The 18,400-nt window shown below is 70.5% G+C and carries 16 protein-coding genes; 6 read left to right on the top strand and 10 right to left on the bottom strand.

Translation table 11 applies throughout. The features are described 5' to 3' along the window. Nucleotides 1-45 precede the first annotated feature (45 nt). Together ABME02_RS00080 and ABME02_RS00075 are read right to left on the bottom strand one after the other, a co-directional pair. Nucleotides 46-1,311: a hypothetical protein gene (locus ABME02_RS00080; RefSeq protein WP_353813226.1), complete on the bottom strand. Its 1,266-nt coding sequence runs from the start codon at nucleotides 1,309-1,311 to the stop codon at nucleotides 46-48. Between the two features lie 93 nt (nucleotides 1,312-1,404). Beyond that, complete coding sequence (locus ABME02_RS00075) at nucleotides 1,405-2,433, bottom strand: sugar-binding transcriptional regulator (protein ID WP_436408230.1); 1,029 nt, start codon at nucleotides 2,431-2,433, stop codon at nucleotides 1,405-1,407. Nucleotides 2,434-2,553: 120 nt separating this feature from the next. Between ABME02_RS00075 and ABME02_RS00070 the strand changes: the two genes are divergently transcribed. From ABME02_RS00070 to glpK, 3 genes are all read left to right on the top strand, one after another. Then, complete coding sequence (locus ABME02_RS00070) at nucleotides 2,554-4,302, top strand: glycerol-3-phosphate dehydrogenase/oxidase (protein WP_353813225.1); 1,749 nt, start codon at nucleotides 2,554-2,556, stop codon at nucleotides 4,300-4,302. 134 nt (nucleotides 4,303-4,436) lie between these two features. Then, the gene (locus ABME02_RS00065) at nucleotides 4,437-5,210 is read left to right on the top strand and encodes an MIP/aquaporin family protein (protein ID WP_353813224.1); all 774 of its coding nucleotides are present in this window, start codon (nucleotides 4,437-4,439) and stop codon (nucleotides 5,208-5,210) included. Nucleotides 5,211-5,269: 59 nt separating this feature from the next. After that, the gene (glpK, locus tag ABME02_RS00060; protein ID WP_353813223.1) at nucleotides 5,270-6,784 is read left to right on the top strand and encodes a glycerol kinase GlpK; all 1,515 of its coding nucleotides are present in this window, start codon (nucleotides 5,270-5,272) and stop codon (nucleotides 6,782-6,784) included. A gap of 118 nt (nucleotides 6,785-6,902) precedes the next feature. Here glpK and ABME02_RS00055 read toward each other — a convergent pair whose 3' ends face one another. From ABME02_RS00055 to sdhC, 8 genes are all read right to left on the bottom strand, one after another. Further along, entirely contained in the window at nucleotides 6,903-7,721 is an 819-nt protein-coding gene (locus tag ABME02_RS00055) for an HAD family hydrolase (protein WP_353813222.1), read from the bottom strand. Beyond that, nucleotides 7,718-8,728, bottom strand: a complete 1,011-nt coding sequence (trpS, locus tag ABME02_RS00050) for a tryptophan--tRNA ligase (protein ID WP_353813221.1) — start codon at nucleotides 8,726-8,728, stop codon at nucleotides 7,718-7,720. The genes ABME02_RS00055 and trpS overlap by 4 nt, the downstream gene beginning before the upstream one ends. 23 nt (nucleotides 8,729-8,751) lie before the next feature. After that, on the bottom strand, nucleotides 8,752-9,588 hold the full coding sequence (locus ABME02_RS00045) for an exodeoxyribonuclease III (protein WP_353813220.1): 837 nt from the start codon (nucleotides 9,586-9,588) through the stop codon (nucleotides 8,752-8,754). A gap of 10 nt (nucleotides 9,589-9,598) precedes the next feature. Continuing rightward, nucleotides 9,599-10,909, bottom strand: a complete 1,311-nt coding sequence (locus ABME02_RS00040) for a YhjD/YihY/BrkB family envelope integrity protein (protein WP_353813219.1) — start codon at nucleotides 10,907-10,909, stop codon at nucleotides 9,599-9,601. 155 nt (nucleotides 10,910-11,064) lie between these two features. Next, nucleotides 11,065-11,823, bottom strand: coding sequence for a succinate dehydrogenase iron-sulfur subunit (locus ABME02_RS00035; protein ID WP_353813218.1), 759 nt, complete (start codon nucleotides 11,821-11,823; stop codon nucleotides 11,065-11,067). Nucleotide 11,824: 1 nt separating this feature from the next. Continuing rightward, nucleotides 11,825-13,633: a succinate dehydrogenase flavoprotein subunit gene (gene sdhA, locus ABME02_RS00030; protein WP_353813217.1), complete on the bottom strand. Its 1,809-nt coding sequence runs from the start codon at nucleotides 13,631-13,633 to the stop codon at nucleotides 11,825-11,827. 7 nt (nucleotides 13,634-13,640) lie between these two features. Further along, nucleotides 13,641-14,087 (bottom strand): succinate dehydrogenase hydrophobic membrane anchor subunit, encoded by a 447-nt coding sequence (locus ABME02_RS00025; RefSeq protein ID WP_155841959.1) that lies wholly within the window; start codon nucleotides 14,085-14,087, stop codon nucleotides 13,641-13,643. Nucleotides 14,088-14,097: 10 nt separating this feature from the next. After that, a complete protein-coding gene (gene sdhC / locus ABME02_RS00020; RefSeq protein WP_154345235.1) occupies nucleotides 14,098-14,520 on the bottom strand; it encodes a succinate dehydrogenase, cytochrome b556 subunit in 423 nt (140 codons plus the stop codon). A 158-nt stretch (nucleotides 14,521-14,678) separates the two neighbouring features. Between sdhC and ABME02_RS00015 the strand changes: the two genes are divergently transcribed. The 3 genes from ABME02_RS00015 to ABME02_RS00005 all read left to right on the top strand — a co-directional run bounded on the left by ABME02_RS00015 (nucleotide 14,679) and on the right by ABME02_RS00005 (nucleotide 18,147). Then, nucleotides 14,679-15,797: a mannose-1-phosphate guanylyltransferase gene (locus ABME02_RS00015; protein WP_353813216.1), complete on the top strand. Its 1,119-nt coding sequence runs from the start codon at nucleotides 14,679-14,681 to the stop codon at nucleotides 15,795-15,797. 22 nt (nucleotides 15,798-15,819) lie between these two features. Beyond that, on the top strand, nucleotides 15,820-16,878 hold the full coding sequence (locus ABME02_RS00010) for a BMP family lipoprotein (protein WP_353813215.1): 1,059 nt from the start codon (nucleotides 15,820-15,822) through the stop codon (nucleotides 16,876-16,878). A gap of 171 nt (nucleotides 16,879-17,049) precedes the next feature. Continuing rightward, a complete protein-coding gene (locus ABME02_RS00005) occupies nucleotides 17,050-18,147 on the top strand; it encodes a BMP family lipoprotein (RefSeq protein ID WP_353813214.1) in 1,098 nt (365 codons plus the stop codon). Nucleotides 18,148-18,400: the final 253 nt, after the last annotated feature.

Raw genomic sequence — 18,400 nt, 5'->3', positions numbered from 1 at the left:
ATTCCCGGTCGGTCCCCCGGGAGCGAGGCCTCGGCCGTCGGTCGGTCAGCGGCAGGCGGTCGAGGCCTGGATCTGCGCGTCGCTCGGACGACCGTACGCCTCGATGCCCGCACCGGGCAGGTCGTAGCCCATGCCGATCGCCCACGCCGTCGCCCACACCTCGTGGTCGCTCGAGAAGTCGGGGCCGCTGAAGATCGACGCGCACGCCTCGCGGAGCACCTGGACGTGACCGACCTCGTGGACGACCACGGCCTTCGCGTTCTCGTCCCACGACCAGGCGTCCTCGATGCTGTGCGTCAGCGAGATGAGGCCCCAGCCCTCGTCGTCGGCACGGTCGAAGAACTCGGCCGTGCCGGAGTAGTACCCGTCGCTGGAGAATCCCCCGACCTCGTAGGCCCAGGTGACGTCGAACGGCACCCCGAAGGCGATCGACCTCGCGAACGCCTCGATCTCGGCGCGGACCGGGAACTCGCCGAGGCGCGCGACCTCGGCGGCGTGCGAGGCGCGGAGCTCGTCGACCGCTGCGGTGAGGTCGGCGTACCGGCTCGAGTCGCCCGACGAGATCGTCGGGGAGTGGCGGAGCGCCGCGACGGCCTCGTCGACGGCGACCCTCGAGGCGACGGTCGCCGACGGGTGCTGGTCGACCGCGGCGACGGCACGTGCCTCGGTGCCGGCGATGAGCGCCTCGGTGGCGTCGGCGATCGCGAGGCTTCCCGCGGCGACGCGATCGCGTGCGGCGGAGTACCGCTCGGCTGCCGCCTCCCTCGACGGGACGAGGTCGAACATGCTCGCCACGTCCGCGTACCGCTCCCACGCGGGCGCGAACTCGGCCGGATCGCCGAGCGCGGCGATGCCCGGGCTCGCGGGCCGGTCGGCGAGGATCCCGCGGGCCTCGTCGATGCTCGCGGCGAGGTTCGCGCGATCCTCGTCGGCGACGAGGTCGCCGACCGCGATCTCGACGAGTGCGTCGCCGCGATCGATCGCGCTCTCGGCGCGTTCCGCGGTCTCGCGGTAGTCGGCGACGGCGTCGTCGTACGCTGCGTCGGCGGCGGCCCAGGCGGGCCACGCCTCGGCGTGCACGGCCGTGGCGACGAGCTGGTGGCCGATCGCCCACACCGCGACGACGGCTGCGACGATCGCCGCGCCGGCGAGTCCGCCGAGCCGCCGCGGGGCGCGCGGCGCATGCGGGTCCGACGGGACCATGACGAACTCGACCGCACCCTCGGGCGACGGGGGAGCATCGGCGAGCGGGAACCCGATGGACGGGGTCGAGGGCGTCGCCGTCGTCTCCGGGGTGTCGGGGTGGTGCATGCGGTCCTCTCGCGCGCCGCGGTCGGGCAGTCGCGAGGGCAAACCTACCGCGCCGACCCGTTCGGCGGGATCACGATTCCGTCGCGGCGCGGGTCAGCCCGTCGACCTGGCGTCTCCCTGCCTCGGCGGCCGGTCCTCGACCAGGCGCCGTGCCGTGCCCTCGTCGACGATGAGGTCGGTGATGAGCCCGGCCGCGAGCGCGCCCGTGAGGCCGGGCAGCTTCGCCTGCCCCGAGACCACGCAGATCCGCCTCGGCGCCCGGCGCAGCACGCTGAAGTCGGGGCCCGTGGCGCGGGAGTTCAGCGGGATGCCGTCGGTCGAGCCATCCGCTCGGTAGAAGACGGTGGCGACGTCGCCCACGACGCCGTCGCGGGAGAGGGCCTGGTAATCGGTGCGCTCGAGGTACCCGCCCTGGTACACGTGGCTCGGCACCTCGGCGAACGGCGAGCCGATGCCGAAGATCGCGACGTCCATCGACGCCTGCAGGTCGAGCAGGCGCCGCGTGCTCCGCTCGCGCCAGAAGGCCTCCTTCGTCGCGGGGTCGTCGAAGAACGCCGGCACGGGGAACTGCTGCACGCGCGCGCCGAACGCATCGCCGAAGCGCCGCAGCAGCTCGGAGGCGTAGAGGATGCCGGTCGTGCGCAGGTTCCCCGCACCGTTCAGCTGGACGATCTCGGAGTTGTGCGTCGCCTTCGGTGCGAGGTGCCGGCTCATCGCGCTCATCGTCGAGCCCCAGGCGACGCCGATCGTCTGGTTCGAGTCGATGAACCGGCTGAGAATCCGTGCAGCCGAGAGGGCGACGCGCTCGAGTCGGTCGACGTCGCTCGCGTGGTCGGGCACCGGGACGACGTGCGCGGAGACCTCGTGGCGTTCGAGGATCTCCTGTTCGAGGCGGCTCGGCAGGTCGAGCGGCGAGTGGATCGAGATCTCGACGAGGCCGGTCGCGCGGGCGTGGCTGAGCAGGCGCGACACCGAGGATCGCGAGGTGTGCAGCTCCTTGGCGATGGCGTCCATCGTCAGGTCCTGCAGGTAGTAGAGGTGCGCGGCGCGCAGTGCGTCGCGCGTCTTCCCGGTGGGCAGTTCGTGCCCTGCGCCCGGCCCCGCGGCATCCGTCACGACCATCTGGCCTCCCCCTGCACGTTTGTTCATTCGGCTTGCAAGCATGTTCATCGCTGCCACGATGTATTCATCCACACCCGGGGACTCCACGCAACCCGGCGTGACCAGCTCGAAAGGACAGCGATGTCGCCCACCACGTCGCCGACGACGAACCGCCCCACGCCCGCTCCCGGCACCCGCGCGGAGATCTCCGCGCTGCGCGCCCGACCCACTGCCGAGGTCGTGATCATCGGCGGCGGCATCAACGGCATCGCCACGTTCCGGGACCTCGCCCTCCAGGGCGTCGACGTCGTGCTCGTCGAGCGCGACGACTTCGTCTCGGGGGCGTCCGCCGCCTCGAGCCACATGATCCACGGCGGCATCCGCTACCTCGAGAACGGCGAGTTCCGACTCGTGCAGGAGTCGGTGCAGGAGCGCAACGGACTGATCCGCATCGCGCCGCACTACGTGAAGCCGTTGCAGACGACCGTCCCGATCTTCTCGACGTTCTCCGGCATCCTGTCGGCGCCGCTGCGCTTCCTCACGCACCGGCAGGGCAAGCCCACCGAGCGCGGCGCTGCGCTCATCAAGGCCGGGCTCACCATCTACGACGCGTTCTCCCGCGACGGCGGATCGGTGCCGCGGCACCGCTTCCTCGGTGCGAGGAAGTCGCTCGCCGAGCTGCCCGCGCTGAACCCCGGCCTGAAGTACACCGCGACGTACTACGACGCGAGCATGCACGACCCCGAGCGCCTCGCGCTCGACGTGCTGCACGACGGACTCGCCGCCGGTCCGCACGCCCGCGCCGCCAACCAGCTCGAGGCCGTCGGCCTCGGGTCCGGCGGCGTCCGCGTCCGCGACGGCGTGACGGGGGAGGAGTTCGACCTCGTCGCGGACGTCGTCGTCAACACGTCCGGTCCGTGGACCGACCTGACCAACGCGCAGCTCGGCCGCGACACGCGCTTCATGGGCGGCACCAAGGGCTCGCACATCGTGCTCGAGAACGACGAGCTGCTCGCCGCCACCGGCGGACGCGAGATCTTCTTCGAGCACGAGGACGGTCGCATCGTGCTGATCTACCCGCTCAAGGGACGGGTCATGGTCGGCACGACCGACCTCGAGCACGACATGCGGACGCCCGCCGTCTGCACCGAGGAGGAGGTCGACTACTTCTTCGACCTCGTCGCGCACGTTTTCCCAGGCATCCGGGTCGACCGCTCGCAGATCGTGTTCCGCTTCTCGGGGGTCCGCCCGCTGCCTCGTCACGACGACACGCAGCCCGGCTTCGTCAGCCGCGACTACCGCATCGAGCGGGCGGAGGTCGCGGAGCGCCCCGGCACGGTCCTGCTCAGCCTCGTCGGCGGAAAGTGGACCACGTTCCGCGCGCTCGCAGAGCACCTCGCCGACGAGGTCCTCGGCCTCGTCGGCCGCGACCGGGTCCGGTCGACGAAGGGCCTGGCGATCGGCGGCGGCGCCGGCTACCCGACGACGGATGCCGCTCGGCTCGTGTGGGTCGTCGGTCACGGCGACGGCGTTGGGCGCGAGCGGGCGGAGCAGCTGCTCGAGCGCTACGGCACGCGGGCCGAGTCGATCATCGAGGGCGTCGAGGATGCCGCGGAGACGCCCCTGGCGGACGCCCCCGCCTACTCTCGAGAGGAGATCGCCTGGCTCGCCGCCAACGAGCGCGTCGTGCACCTCGCCGACGTGATCCTCCGCCGCACGAGTCTCGCCTTCACCGGCGCCGTCACCGGGCCGCTCCTCGACGAGCTCGCCGACGTCGTCGGCGGCGTGCTCGGGTGGGACGCCGCCACCCGCGCCGCCGAGGTGGGCGACGCGCGGAGGGTGCTCGCGGAGCGCCACGGCGTCGTGCTGGAGGAGCTCGCCGCGCGCTGAATCTGCACGGATGTGCACGCGGATCCGCCGATGATCGGCGGATTCCGCGGGTACGTTTCATCCGGGCCGCTCCGATGCGGCCCATCCGGGCGACCCGCCCCCGGGCCGCCCCGGTCCTACCCAGAAAGGTCAACGTGGACAATCTCGGAGTGCTGTTCCTCTCGGAACTCGTCGGCACCGCCATGCTCGTGCTGCTCGGCTGCGGCGTGGTCGCGAACGTCGCCCTGGCGAAGAACAAGGGCTACAACGGCGGCTTCCTCATGGTCAACATCGGCTGGGGCCTCGCGGTCTTCGCCGGCGTCATCGTCGCCTATGCATCGGGCGCGCACATCAACCCCGCCGTCACCCTCGGGCTCGTCGCCAACGGCGCGACCGAGTTCGGCAACCCCGCATTCGGGACCACCGTCCCCGTCACCATCGTCAGCGTCCTGACGTTCATCGGCGCGCAGCTGATCGGCGCCGTCCTCGGCGCGATCATCGTGTGGCTGGGGTACAAGCAGCACTTCGACGCCGAGCCGGAGGGTGCGACCAAGCTGGCCGTGTTCTCCACCGGTCCCGCCATCCGCTCGTACGGCTGGAACCTCGTGACCGAGATCATCGGCACGTTCGTGCTCGTGTTCGTCGTGATCGGCTTCGGCCGCAACGGCGACGGCTCGGGACTCGCGGCGCTCGGTGCGCTGCCCGTCGCCCTCCTGGTGATCGGCATCGGCGCCTCCCTCGGCGGCCCGACCGGGTACGCGATCAACCCGGCCCGTGACCTCGGTCCGCGCATCGCCCACGCCATCCTCCCGATCTCGGGCAAGGGCGGCAGCGACTGGGGCTACTCCTGGGTCCCCGTCGTCGGACCCATCATCGGCGGCGTGCTCGCCGGCTGGGCCGCGCTCGTCGCGCTCCCGGTGCTCGGCTGAGCGTCCCGGCGCACGCACCGCATCCATCCACCCATCACTGACAGCAACGGAGTTCTCAGATGGCTGACTACGTCCTCGCGATCGACCAGGGCACGACCTCGTCGCGCGCGATCATCTTCGACAAGCACGGCTCGATCGTCTCCACCGGACAGCTCGAGCACGAGCAGATCTTCCCCAAGGCCGGCTGGGTCGAGCACGACCCGAAGGAGATCTGGAAGAACACCCGTGAGGTGATCGGCCAGGCGCTCGGCAAGGCCGACCTCACCCGCCACGACATCGCCGCGGTCGGCATCACGAACCAGCGCGAGACGGCGGTCGTCTGGGACCGCACGACCGGCGAGCCCGTCTACAACGCGATCGTCTGGCAGGACACCCGCACGCAGGACATCGTCGACCGACTCGCGGCCGACGGCGGGGTCGAGCGCTTCAAGGCCAAGGTCGGCCTGCCGCTCGCGACGTACTTCTCGGGCACCAAGATCGTCTGGATCCTCGAGAACGTGCCCGGCGCGCGCGAGAAGGCCGAGGCCGGCGACCTGATCTTCGGCACCACGGACACCTGGGTGCTCTGGAACCTCACCGGCGGCGTCGACGGCGGCGTGCACGCGACGGATGTCACCAACGCGAGCCGCACCCTCTTCATGGACCTCGAGACCCTGCAGTGGGACGAGGAGATCCTCGGGATCTTCGGCGTGCCGCGCTCGATGCTCCCGGCGATCAAGTCCTCCTCCGAGGTCTACGGCACCGTGGAGTCGTCGAGCCTGCTCCGCGAGACGCCCATCGCGGGCATCCTCGGCGACCAGCAGGCGGCGACCTTCGGCCAGGCGGCCTTCGCGGCCGGCGAGGCGAAGAACACCTACGGCACGGGCAACTTCCTGATCTTCAACACGGGCGAGGAGATCGTCCACTCGAAGAACGGGCTGCTCACGACCGTCGGCTACAAGCTCGGCGACCAGCCCGTGCACTACGCCCTCGAGGGCTCGATCGCGGTGACCGGCTCGCTCGTGCAGTGGCTGCGCGACAACCTCGGCCTCATCTCGTCGGCCGCCGAGGTCGAGGAGCTGGCGAAGTCCGTCGAGGACAACGGCGGCGCGTACTTCGTGCCCGCCTTCTCGGGGCTCTTCGCCCCGTACTGGCGTCCGGACGCACGCGGTGCGCTCGTGGGCCTGACCCGCTACGTGAACAAGGGGCACATCGCGCGGGCGGCACTCGAGGCGATCGCGTTCCAGACGCGCGACGTGGTGGAAGCCGTGAATGCCGATGCGGGGATCGACCTCACGGAGCTGCGCGTCGACGGCGGTGCGACGGCCAACGACACGCTGCTGCAGTTCCAGGCCGACATCCTCGGCGTGCCCGTCGTCCGCCCGGTCGTCGCCGAGACGACCGCGCTCGGCGCCGCCTACGCGGCCGGCCTCGCGGTCGGCTTCTGGGCCGACCTCGACGACCTCGCCAAGAACTGGCAGGAGGACCGTCGCTGGGAGCCGTCGATGGACGAGGCCGAGCAGGGGCGTCTCGTGCGCAACTGGAAGAAGGCCGTCACGAAGACCCTCGACTGGGTCGACGAGGACGTCCGCTGAGGCTGACGCGAGTCCGCCGACGCGGGGTCGCGCTCGCCCTCGGGCGAGCGGATGACACGGGCCGGGGTGCACGGGAAGGCACCCCGGCCCGTCGTCGTCTCCGCGCCGGAGCGCGAGCTCACGCGAGCCGGTCGGCGAGCAGCGTGGGCAACTCCGCGAGCGTCCGGATCTCGACGACGCCCGCGGCCGCGGCATCCGTCGCCTCCGGCTCCGCCGGGCGCTCGCCGGACCGGTTGATCCACACCCCGACGAGCCCGGCGTCGGCCGCGCCGATGGCGTCGGTGCGCAGTCGATCGCCGATGTACGCCGCGCCCGAGACCGCGCCGTCGGCGGCGAACCGCGACGCCGCGATCTCGAAGATCCGTCGATCCGGCTTGGTCACGCCCTCGGCGCCGGACGCGACGAGGTGCTCGATCCGCCCGGGATGGCCGACCTCGAGGCCGATTCGCACGAGCTTCGCCAGCTGGAAGTCGGGCTCCCCGTTCGTGATGATGCCGAACCGCACCCCCGGCAGCGCCGACTCGAGCGCGTCCAGCGCGGGCAGGACGTCGTCGTGCAGGGCCCACGATTCGCGATAGCGCTCGAAGTACGTCGCGAACCACGCGCCCGCCGACTCGCCGTCGAGCGCGTCCCCGTGCGCACGGGCGAACTCCGTTGCCCGGGCGCGGCGCTGACCCTCGAAGGTCAGTTCGCCCGCGAGATACGCGTGGTAGTGCCGTTCCTCGAGCTCGTGCCACAGCACCTGTGCCGCCGCCTCGTCGGCGTCGTAGCCGCGTTCGCGCAGGTGCAGCACGATGCCCGCGGCGACCGCCTCGCGGTGCGCCATGAGCGTGTCGTCGAGGTCGAACAGCACGACGGGGCGACCGGCGCGTGCCGGGCCCGCCGAGGCCGGGTCGCGGTCCGGTGCGCCGCGCCGCTCGTCCTGCACGCGCGTCACGCCCGGCGGAGGAACCCGACCCGGTCGTAGACCGTCGCGAGCGTCCGCTCGGCGCGCTCCGACGCCTTCTCGGCACCGATGGCGAGCAGTCGGTCGAGCTCCGCCGGGTCCTCCATGAGCTCGAGCGTGCGCTCGCGGATCGGGGCGACGCGCTCGACGACCACGTCGGCGAGGTCCTTCTTCAGGTCGCCGTAGCCCTTGCCGTCGTAGGCGGCCTCCAGGTCGGGGATGCTCCGTCCCGTCACCGTCGCGTAGATGTCGAGCAGGTTCGCGATGCCGGGCTTGGCCCTCGGGTCGTACCGGATCTCGCGCTCGGTGTCGGTCACCGCGCTCCGGATGCGCTTCGCGATCACCTTCGGGTCGTCCATGAGGTTGATCAGGCCGTTCGGGCTCGCCGCGGACTTGGACATCTTGGAGGTGGGCTCCTGGAGGTCGTAGATGCGCGCCGACTCCTTCGGGATCATCGCCTCGGGCACCACGAACGTGTCGCCGTAGCGCGAGTTGAAGCGTCCGGCGAGGTCGCGGGTGAGCTCGAGGTGCTGACGCTGGTCGTCGCCGACCGGCACGAGGTGCGTGCCGTAGAGCAGGATGTCGGCGGCCATGAGCACCGGGTAGGTGAAGAGGCCGACCGTGGTCGACTCGGCGCCGTATCGCGACGACTTGTCCTTGAACTGGGTCATGCGGCTCGCTTCGCCGAAGCCGGTGAGGGTGCCGAGCACCCACGCGAGCTCGGCGTGCGCGGGCACCTGCGACTGCACGAACAGCGTCGACCGCTCGGGGTCGACCCCCGCCGCGAGGTACTGCGCGGCCGTGCGACGCGTGGCCTCCCGCAGGGCCTCGGGCTCCTGCGGGACCGTGATGGCGTGCAGGTCGACGACGCAGTAGATCGGGTCGTGGTCGTCCTGCAGGGCGACCCAGTTGACCAGGGCGCCGAGGTAGTTGCCGAGGTGGAGCGAGTCGCCCGACGGCTGCATGCCGGAGAAGACGACGGGGCGTGCGGTGTTCATCGTGGAGTGGGGGTCCTTCGGTCTCAGATGGCGTAGTCGACGACGACGGGAGCGTGGTCGGACCATCGCTCGTCGTACGCGTCGGCCCGGTCGACGGCGTAGGAGACCATGGCGTCGGCGAGCGCGGGGGTCGCGAGCTGGTAGTCGATGCGCCAGCCGCTGTCGTTGTCGAAGGCCTTGCCGCGCCACGACCACCACGTGTACGGGCCGGGCACCTCGCCGGCGGAGCGGCGGCCGAGGTCGACCCAGCCGAACCCGGCGCCGGCGTTGTAGCCCTCCTCGCCCTCTGCGCCCATGAAGCGGTCGAAGTACGCGCGCTCCTCCGGCAGGAAGCCCGCGCGCTTGACGTTGCCCTTCCAGTTCTTGATGTCGAGCGTGCGGTGGCCGACGTTCAGGTCGCCGACCACCACGGCCAGCTCGTGCGACGCGAGCTGCGACATCCGCTCGCTCATCGCCTCGAGGAACCGGTACTTGTCGACCTGCTTCGGCGTTTCGGCCTCGCCGGACGGGACGTAGCAGCTGACGACGGTGACGATGCGGTCACCCACCTCGTAGTCGGCCTCGAGCCAGCGCCCGGCGGTGTCGTGGTCCTCGGCGCCGAGCTCGACGCGGTGGATGCGCGCGCCCGCGCGGCTCGCGATCGCGACGCCCGCGCGGCCCTTGGACGTCGCCGGGTCGTGGAGGATGCTCCACTCGTCGCCGAGGAGTGCGGCGAGGTCGTCGGTCGACGCGCGCACCTCCTGCATCGCGAGGATGTCGACGTCGCGGGCCTCGAGCCAGTCGCCCATGCCGCGGCGGAACGCCGCCCTGACCCCGTTCACGTTGGCGCTGACGATCCGGAGCGGGGAGGGGGAGGGCATGCCTACGATCCTAGGTGCTGCCACCCCCACGGCCGTTCCCGTTCAGCCACGGGTGCGCCCTCGCCGGCGGCGGTGGCGGGGCGGATGCCTCGAGCTCGTCGAGGCGACGCCGGGCCCGCCCGAGGCGGCGGGCCGCGGGCACCCGTTCGTACCACCGTGCGGACTGCGCGTCCGCGCGCGCCTCGCGGACACGGACCTTCGCGGCGGTGAGGAGCGCCTCGTACTCGCGCTGGCGGCGCTCCGCCTCGAGCTGGGCCGCGGACACGCGCCGGAGCGACTCGTTCCGATCCGCCGCCTCGACCGCGATCCACGCCGCGGCGACCAGGATGATGATGCTCGCGATGCGGAACCACAGCAGCAGCGCCACGATCACCGTGAAGGTCGCGAGCAGCGGGTTGCTGCCGGCCCACGAGAGCACCAGTCCTCCGAGCATCTGCAGCACGCTGAGCGCGGCCGATCCCAGCAGAGAACCGGTCCACATCCGCCGCCACGGCATCTCCGCGCCCGAGAGGAACCGGAACATGACCGCGAGTGCGAGGGTGTCGATGACGAACACCACGATGATCGCGCCGAACTGCAGCCCGACCCGCACGACCGGCGACTCGGTCGTGAGGTCGATGCCCAGGAGGCCGAACATCCAGTCCAGGAAGCCCGTCGCGACGATGGAGAGGACGGCGGCGATCAGGATGGCGACGCCGAACATGAACGCCGCGGCGAAGTCGCGCGCCTTGAGGTAGAGGTACGCGCGATCGTCCTTCGGCAGCAGGAAGATGCTGCGCACGGCCATGCGGGCGTAGGTGACCCAGCCGATGGCCGTCCAGATCAGGCCGCCCAGCGCGACGGCGCCGGTCCAGCCGAAGAGGCTCGTGCTCGCCGTCGCCGCAGCCTGCAGGTCCTCGGTGCTGATGACGCCCTCGGGACCGACGAGGCCGGGGGCGTAGGTGTTGATGAGCAGCAGGAGCGCGTTGAGCGTCTCCGTGTCGCCGAGCAGCCAGATGCCCGCGACCGCGAACACGATGTAGACGGCCGCGAACACCGCGAACAGCGATTGGTAGCTCATCCCCGCGGTGAGGAGGAAGCCGTTGCGGGCGAGGAAGTGCCGCCACACCCGCACCGGGAAGAGCGCCATCGTGCGCTGCGTGAGCCGTTCCATCCGCGTGATCGGCTCGTCGAGCCGCTCGCGGATCGGCGCGCTCGCCGCCTCGAACCGCTCTCGCACGCGCGCGCTCGTCGAGGTCGACGCATCGCCCGGCGCCGCGGTCGTCGACGCGCCGTCCGCGCGCGCCGGCGCCCTGCCGCGCCCCCGATCGCGATCGCTCACACGCTCACCCTAGCGAGCGGATGCCCCGGTGAGGCCGCGCCCGTCGGCGTGCACGTCTCCCGCTTCGACGACGTGCTGGGCGCGGCATCCGCCCAGGGACGACGGAGGGGCCGGTGCATTCGCGCACCGGCCCCTCCGCATCGCGGTCGCCCTCGTCAGGGCGTGCCGCGCAGGATGGCCTGCTTGACCTCGGCGATCGCCTTGGTCACCTCGATGCCTCGCGGACACGCGTCGGTGCAGTTGAAGGTCGTGCGGCAGCGCCAGACGCCCTCCTGGTCGTTCAGGATGTCGAGGCGCACCTTCGCCTCCTCGTCGCGCGAGTCGAAGATGAAGCGGTGGGCGTTGACGATCGCGGCCGGGCCGAAGTACTGGCCGTCGGTCCAGAACACCGGGCACGACGAGGTGCACGCGGCGCACAGGATGCACTTCGTGGTGTCGTCGAAGCGCGCGCGCTCGGCCACCGACTGCACGCGCTCCTTGCCTGCGGAGGGCGCCGAACCCGCCTGGAGGAACGGCTGGACCTCGCGGTAGCTCGCGAAGAACGGCTCCATGTCGACGATGAGGTCCTTCTCGAGCGGCAGGCCCTTGATCGCCTCGACGTAGATCGGCTTCGTGATGTCGAGGTCCTTGATGAGCGTCTTGCACGCCAGGCGGTTGCGGCCGTTGATGCGCATCGCGTCCGAGCCGCAGATGCCGTGCGCGCACGAGCGGCGGAAGGTCAGCGAGCCGTCCTGCTCCCACTTGATCTTGTGCAGCGCGTCGAGCACGCGGTCGGTCGCGTACATCTCGACGTCGAAGTCCTGCCAGCGCGGCTCGGCGTCGACCTCGGGGTCGAAGCGGCGGATCAGGAAGGTGACGGTGAAGGACTTCGTCGCGGCATCCGTCGACGACGTCTCGAGCGTGGCGGTCGTCACGTCAGTACTTCCTCTCCATCGGCTGGTATCGGGTGATCGTCACCGGCTTCCAGTCGAGCCGGATGTGATCGGAGGCGACCGACGAGTGGGCGTCGCCCGACAGGTAGGCCATCGTGTGCTGCATGAACTTCTCGTCGTCGCGGTTCGGGAAGTCGTCGCGCATGTGGCCGCCGCGGCTCTCCTCGCGGTTGCGGGCGGAGGCGACGACGACCTCGGCGAGGTCGAGCAGGAATCCGAGCTCGACGGCCTCGAGCAGGTCGGTGTTGAACCGCTTGCCCTTGTCCTGCACGGCGATGTTGCGGTAGCGGTCGCGGAGGCCCGCGATCACCTCGGCGACGTGGTCGAGGGACTCGCTCGTGCGGAACACCTGGGCGCCCTTGTCCATCTCGTCCTGGAGTTCCTTGCGGATCGCGGCGATCCGCTCGGTGCCGTTCGAGTCGCGGAGGGTCTCGAGGAGGTCCCGCACGCCGTGGGCCGGGTCGTCGGGCAGCGGGGTGAACTCGACGCCGGAGTTGACGTACTCCACCGCGTTGCGGCCGGCCCGCTTGCCGAAGACGTTGATGTCGAGCAGCGAGTTCGTGCCGAGTCGGTTCGAGCCGTGCACCGAGACGCACGCGCATTCGCCTGCGGCGTAGAGGCCGGGGACGACGGTCGTGTTGTCGCTCAGGACCTCGGCCTTGACGTTGGTCGGGATGCCGCCCATCGCGTAGTGCGCGGTCGGCATCACCGGCACGGGCTCGTAGACCGGGTCGACGCCGAGGTACGTGCGGGCGAACTCCGTGATGTCGGGGAGCTTCGTCTCGAGCACCTCCGCGCCGAGGTGCGTGCAGTCGAGCAGCACGTAGTCCTTGTCGGGCCCGGCGCCGCGGCCCTCAGCCACTTCCTGCACCATGCAGCGGGCGACGATGTCGCGCGGTGCGAGGTCCTTGATGGTCGGGGCGTACCGCTCCATGAACCGCTCACCCGAGGCGTTGCGGAGGATCGCGCCCTCGCCGCGCGCACCCTCGGTGAGGAGGATGCCGAGTCCGGCGAGGCCGGTCGGGTGGAACTGGAAGAACTCCATGTCCTCCAGCGGCAGTCCCTTGCGCCAGATGATGCCGACGCCGTCACCGGTGAGCGTGTGCGCGTTCGAGGTCGTCTTGTAGATCTTGCCGAAGCCGCCGGTCGCGAAGATCACGGCCTTGGCCTGGAAGACGTGGAGCTCGCCCGTCGCGAGCTCGTAGGCGACGACGCCGGAGGGCTTCTGCACGCCGTCGACCTCGGTCATCACGAGGTCGAGCGCGTAGTACTCGTTGTAGAACTCGATGCCGAGCTTGACGCAGTTCTGGAACAGCGTCTGCAGGATCATGTGGCCCGTGCGGTCGGCCGCGTAGCACGCGCGGCGGACCGGCGCCTTGCCGTGGTCGCGCGTGTGGCCGCCGAACCGGCGCTGGTCGATCTTGCCGTCGGGCGTGCGGTTGAAGGGCAGGCCCATGTTCTCGAGGTCGATGACCGCGTCGATGGCCTCCTTCGCCAGGATCTCGGCGGCGTCCTGGTCGACCAGGTAGTCGCCGCCCTTGATCGTGTCGAAGGTGTGCCACTCCCAGCTGTCCTCCTCGACGTTCGCGAGGGCGGCGGCCATGCCGCCCTGCGCGGCGCCGGTGTGGGACCGCGTCGGGTAGAGCTTGGAGATGACCGCGGTCTTCGCGCCGGGCCCGGCCTCGATCGCCGCGCGCATGCCCGCGCCGCCGGCGCCGACGATCACGATGTCGTACTGGTGGTAGTGGACGCCGTCGACGACCGTCGTCTCGACGTGGTTCTCGCTGGTCACGTGTCTCCTATGCGGCGGGGCAGAACGAGGGGAGCAGCTCGGCGGGCGAGCCTGCGGGGCACGGGTCGAAGGTGAACACCACGAGCGTGCCGAGGACGAGGAGGACGATGGTCGACAGCAGCAGCGCGCCCTTCAGGATCCGCTGCACGGTACCCGGATTCGTGTAGTCGCTGACGATCGTGCGCATGCCGTTCGCGCCGTGGATCAGCGCGAGCCACAGCATCAGCACGTCCCACCACTGCCAGAACGGGTCGGCCCACTTGCCGCCGACGAAGCCGAAGTCGATGGCCTTGACGCCCTCGCCGACCATGAGGTTGACGAAGAGGTGTCCGAAGACGAGCACGACGAGCACGACGCCCGACGCGCGCATGTAGATCCAGCCCCACTTCTCGAGGTTGACGCCGCGCTTGGGCGCCGGGCGAGCGGGGGTGCGCGGGGATTCGATGACGGTCATCTCTGCGCTCCTAGTGGCTGAAGACGTTCATGAGGTGCCGAGGCACGAACCCGAGCATCGTGATCACCCAGAGCGCGATGACGATGTAGAAGAGGACCTTCTGGTTGCGGGTCGCCCACGACCAGAAGTCGACGAGGATGACGCGCAGGCCGTTGAACGCGTGGAACACGATCGCGCCGACGAGCGCCACCTCGCCGAGGCCCATGATCGGGGTCTGGTACGTGCCGATCACGGCGTTGTACGCCTCGGGGCTCACGCGCACCAGCGCGGTGTCGAGGATGTGCACGAGGAGGAAGAAGAAGATCGCCACCCCGGTGATCCGGTGCAGCACCCACGACCACATGCCCTCGCGGCCGCGATAGAGCGTGCCGCCCGGCTTCTGCTTCGCCGGCTTCTCGGGTGCGATCGGGGTCCGTGTCGTCGTTGCTGACATGGACGTCCCTCCTGGCGGTGTGCGTCGCCCGACTGCGGGCATGACGGGACCGATGGCCCGGCTCCGAGTCTAGTGCGCTCGCGGAGGTGCTCCGTTCGCCGTGGTGGCGAGGCATCCGCATGCCGTTGTCCCCGGCGGCCCGCGGCTATCCTGATCGGATGCGACAGGCTCCGCTCGACCGCTTCTACAGCGTCATCCCCGCCGGCGGCGTGGGATCACGGCTCTGGCCGCTCTCGCGCGCAGACGCCCCGAAGTTCCTGCACGACCTCACCGGTTCGGGGCAGACGCTGCTGCGCGACACGTGGGACCGGCTGGCGCCGCTCTCGGGCGAGCAGCGCATCATGATCGTCACCGGTCGCGCGCATCGCGCGGCGGTCGAGGCCCAGCTGCCCGAGCTCGCCGACGCGAACATCGTGCTGGAGAGCGAGCCGCGCGACTCGACCGCGGCGATCGGCCTGGCCGCGGCGATCCTCGAGCGTCGCGAGCCGGGCGTGGTCATCGGCTCGTTCGCGGCCGACCACGTGATCTCGGGGTCCGCGCTCTTCCGCGACGCGGTGACCGCCGCGGTCGCCGCCGCGGATGCCGGGTACATCGCGACGATCGGCATCACGCCGACCGAGCCCGCGGTCGGGTTCGGCTACATCGAGTGCGGCGAGCCGCTCGACGTCCCCGGCACCGATGAGGTCACCGCGGTGTCGAGCTTCGTCGAGAAGCCCGACCTCGAGACCGCCCGCGAGTACCTCGAGGGCGGGCGCCACCTCTGGAACGCCGGCATGTTCATCGCCCGGGCCGACCGGCTGCTCGAGGAACTCGCGCGCACGAAGCCCGAGCTCCACGCGGGCGTGGTCGAGCTGGCGGAGGTCTGGGACGACCCCGAGGCGCGCGGACCGGCGGTCGACCGCATCTGGCCCACGCTCGAGAAGATCGCCATCGACTACTCGGTCGCCGAGCCCGCGGCCGACCGCGGCCGGCTCGCCGTCGTGCGCGCCCACTTCCAGTGGGACGACGTCGGCGACTTCGCCTCGCTCGCGAAGCTGAACACGGCGGGTCGGTCGGGCGAGCTCGCGATCCTCGGCGAGCACGCCCGCGTCCTCTCCGACGCCTCCAGCGGTATCGTCGTGAGCCGGGCCGACCGCGTCATCAGCCTCATCGGCGTGAAGGACATCGTGGTCGTGGACACGCCGGACGCGCTGCTCGTGACCACGAGTGAGCACGCGCAACGGGTCAAGGCCGTCGTCGACGCATTGCGCCTCGGCGGATCCAACGACGTGCTCTAGGCACGGGAAGGTGGTCGAGCGGATGTCGCTGCGACGGGTCGTCACGTTCGGAGCCGCGCTGGTCGTGGCATCCGCTGTCGTCACGGGGTGCGCCCCGGCGCCGGAGGGCGAGGGGGACGCGGCCTCCGACGGGTGCGTGCGGATGGTCACGAACTCGGGTGGCCTGGAGGACCGCTCGTTCAACCAGTCGAGCTGGGAGGGCCTGCAGCTGGCCGAGGACGAACTCGGCGTGGAGGCGGAGGCGCTCGTGTCGACGAGCGAGACCGACCTTGCGCCCAACGTCCGGCAGGCGGTCGACTCCGGGTGCCGGCTCGTGGTGACGGTCGGATGGGAGCTCGCCGAGGCCACGCTCGCCGAATCCGAGTCCAACCCGGACGTGTCGTTCGCGATCGTCGACGAGACGGTCGACGCCGAGAACGTCAAGCCGGTCGTCTTCGACACCGCGCAGGCGTCCTACCTTGCCGGCTACCTCGCCGCGGGCGTCTCGAAGACGGGCGTCGTCGCGACGTTCGGCGGAGGGAACCAGCCTCCGGTGACCCTGTTCATGGACGGCTTCGTCGACGGCGTGGACCGGTACAACGAAGTGCACGGGACGAAGGTCCGGGCCCTGGGCTGGAACAAGGAGGAGCAGGACGGCTCCTTCACGGGTGACTTCGAGGACATCAACAAGGGCAAGGTGCTCGCCGAGGGGTTCATCGACCAGGGCGCCGACGTGATCCTGCCGGTCGCCGGCCAGGTCGGGGAGGGCGCCGCCGCGGCGGCGATCGAGGACGGCTCGACCTCCGTGATCTGGGTCGACAGCGACGGCTACGAGACGCTGCCCGCCGAGTTCCGCCCCGTCGTGCTGACGAGCGTCCTGAAGAACACCCAGCAGGCGATGGTCGAGATCGTCGCCGCGGTCCAGGACGGCACGTTCTCGAGCGAGCCGTACGTCGGCACGCTCGAGAACGGCGGGGTCGAGATCGCCCCGTACCACGATCTCGAGTCGCTCGTGACGCCCGGGTTGCAGGGCGAGATCGAGGGCCTCCGACAGGCGATCATCTCGGGCGAGCTCCTCGTCGAATCGCCCTCGGCGCCCTGAGTGTCCCCTGCTCGGGGGAGCCCCGAGCCTGCTCATATGAGCAGAAGGTCGCGGCTTCATAACCTTTGGCCGTACCGGGTCCGACGGCCGATGGCGCGCGTCGAAACATTGGGTAACGTGACCTCACGGTCCCCGCGATCGTTCGGGGTGCACTGTCTTTTGGAGGACACTGTGACGTTCACGTTCAAGAAGGCCGCCGTTGGCGGCCTCGCGACCATCGGTGCGGTCGCGCTCCTCGCGGGTTGCGCGTCGGCTCCCGAGGAGACCGACAACGGCGGCGGCGAGGCGCTCGACTACCTGCCCTGCATGGTCTCCGACGCCGGTGGCTTCGACGACAAGTCGTTCAACCAGCTGGGTGCCGAGGGCCTCGAGGCAGCGTCCGAGGAGCTCGGCGTGGATCCGACGCTCGTCGAGTCGGCGGCCGAGACCGACTACGCGTCCAACCTGCAGAGCCTCGTCGACCAGGGCTGCGACACCATCGTGACGGTTGGCTTCCTGCTCGCGCCCGCGGCGCTCGAGTCGGCCACCGCGAACCCCGACCTCGAGTACGTCTCGATCGACGACACCGTCGACCAGGACTTCGACGGCACCACCGACGCCGAGAACATCAAGCCGATCATCTTCGACACCGCGCAGGCGGCGTTCCTCGCGGGCTACCTGTCGGCCGGCATGAGCGAGACCGGTTCGGTCGGCACCTACGGCGGCATCAACATCCCGACCGTGTCGATCTTCATGGACGGCTTCGCGCAGGGCGTCGACTACTACAACGAGGAGAACGGCACCGACGTGCAGGTCCTCGGCTGGGATCGCGAGGCGCAGGACGGCTCGTTCACGGGTGGCTTCGAGGCGAACGACACGGCGCGCCAGGTCGCCCAGGGCCTCATCGACCAGAACATCGACGTGCTGCTGCCCGTCGGCGGCCCGATCTACCAGTCGGGTGCTGCGGCGATCCGCGACTCCGGCCGCGACATCATGCTGCTCGGTGTCGACGCCGACGTCTACGAAACCGACCCGTCGGTCGGCGACCTGCTCCTCACCTCGATCCGCAAGGGCATCGACGTGGGTGTCGAGGACACCATCCTCGCGGCGGGCGCCGGCGAGTTCGACCCGTCGCCGTTCATCGGCACGCTCGAGAACGAGGGCGTGGGCCTTGCCCCCTTCCACGACTTCGAGGACGCGGTTCCGGCCGACCTCTCGTCGAAGATCGATGAGCTGCAGCAGATGATCATCGACGGCGACATCACCGTCGAGTCCTACCTGGCCGGCTGAGCCGAGCCGTTCGCGGAGGGAGGCCGGTGAGGAACCGGCCTCCCTCCCTGCATTTCCGGGCGCTGCTGAGCACGTCCGCCAACATCTGAGCAGTTCGGGACGCTCATCGGCGCACTTCGGCGCACGACCGCTGCGGAACCCGGCGCGATCACTAGGATCGGTGGCATGAAACTCGAACTCCGAGGAATCACGAAGAAGTTCGGTTCCCTGGTGGCGAACGACCATATCGATCTCACTGTCGAGGCGGGGGAGA

This window comes from Agromyces zhanjiangensis, assembly GCF_040496055.1.
In the GTDB taxonomy this organism is placed as follows: Bacteria; Actinomycetota; Actinomycetes; order Actinomycetales; family Microbacteriaceae; genus Agromyces; species Agromyces zhanjiangensis.
This window is presented reverse-complemented; position numbering and strand designations above follow the sequence as displayed.

Excerpts from the sequence above, each read along its gene's own strand:
- ABME02_RS00080 (WP_353813226.1), bottom strand. The coding sequence starts at position 1,311 with ATGCACCACCCCGACACCCCGGAGACGACGGCGACGCCCTCGACCCCG.
- glpK (WP_353813223.1), top strand. The coding sequence starts at position 5,270 with ATGGCTGACTACGTCCTCGCGATCGACCAGGGCACGACCTCGTCGCGC.
- trpS (WP_353813221.1), bottom strand. The coding sequence starts at position 8,728 with ATGAACACCGCACGCCCCGTCGTCTTCTCCGGCATGCAGCCGTCGGGC.
- ABME02_RS00015 (WP_353813216.1), top strand. The coding sequence starts at position 14,679 with ATGCGACAGGCTCCGCTCGACCGCTTCTACAGCGTCATCCCCGCCGGC.
- ABME02_RS00070 (WP_353813225.1), top strand. The coding sequence starts at position 2,554 with ATGTCGCCCACCACGTCGCCGACGACGAACCGCCCCACGCCCGCTCCC.
- ABME02_RS00045 (WP_353813220.1), bottom strand. The coding sequence starts at position 9,588 with ATGCCCTCCCCCTCCCCGCTCCGGATCGTCAGCGCCAACGTGAACGGG.
- ABME02_RS00010 (WP_353813215.1), top strand. The coding sequence starts at position 15,820 with ATGTCGCTGCGACGGGTCGTCACGTTCGGAGCCGCGCTGGTCGTGGCA.
- ABME02_RS00025 (WP_155841959.1), bottom strand. The coding sequence starts at position 14,087 with ATGACCGTCATCGAATCCCCGCGCACCCCCGCTCGCCCGGCGCCCAAG.
- ABME02_RS00075 (WP_436408230.1), bottom strand. The coding sequence starts at position 2,433 with ATGGTCGTGACGGATGCCGCGGGGCCGGGCGCAGGGCACGAACTGCCC.
- sdhC (WP_154345235.1), bottom strand. The coding sequence starts at position 14,520 with ATGTCAGCAACGACGACACGGACCCCGATCGCACCCGAGAAGCCGGCG.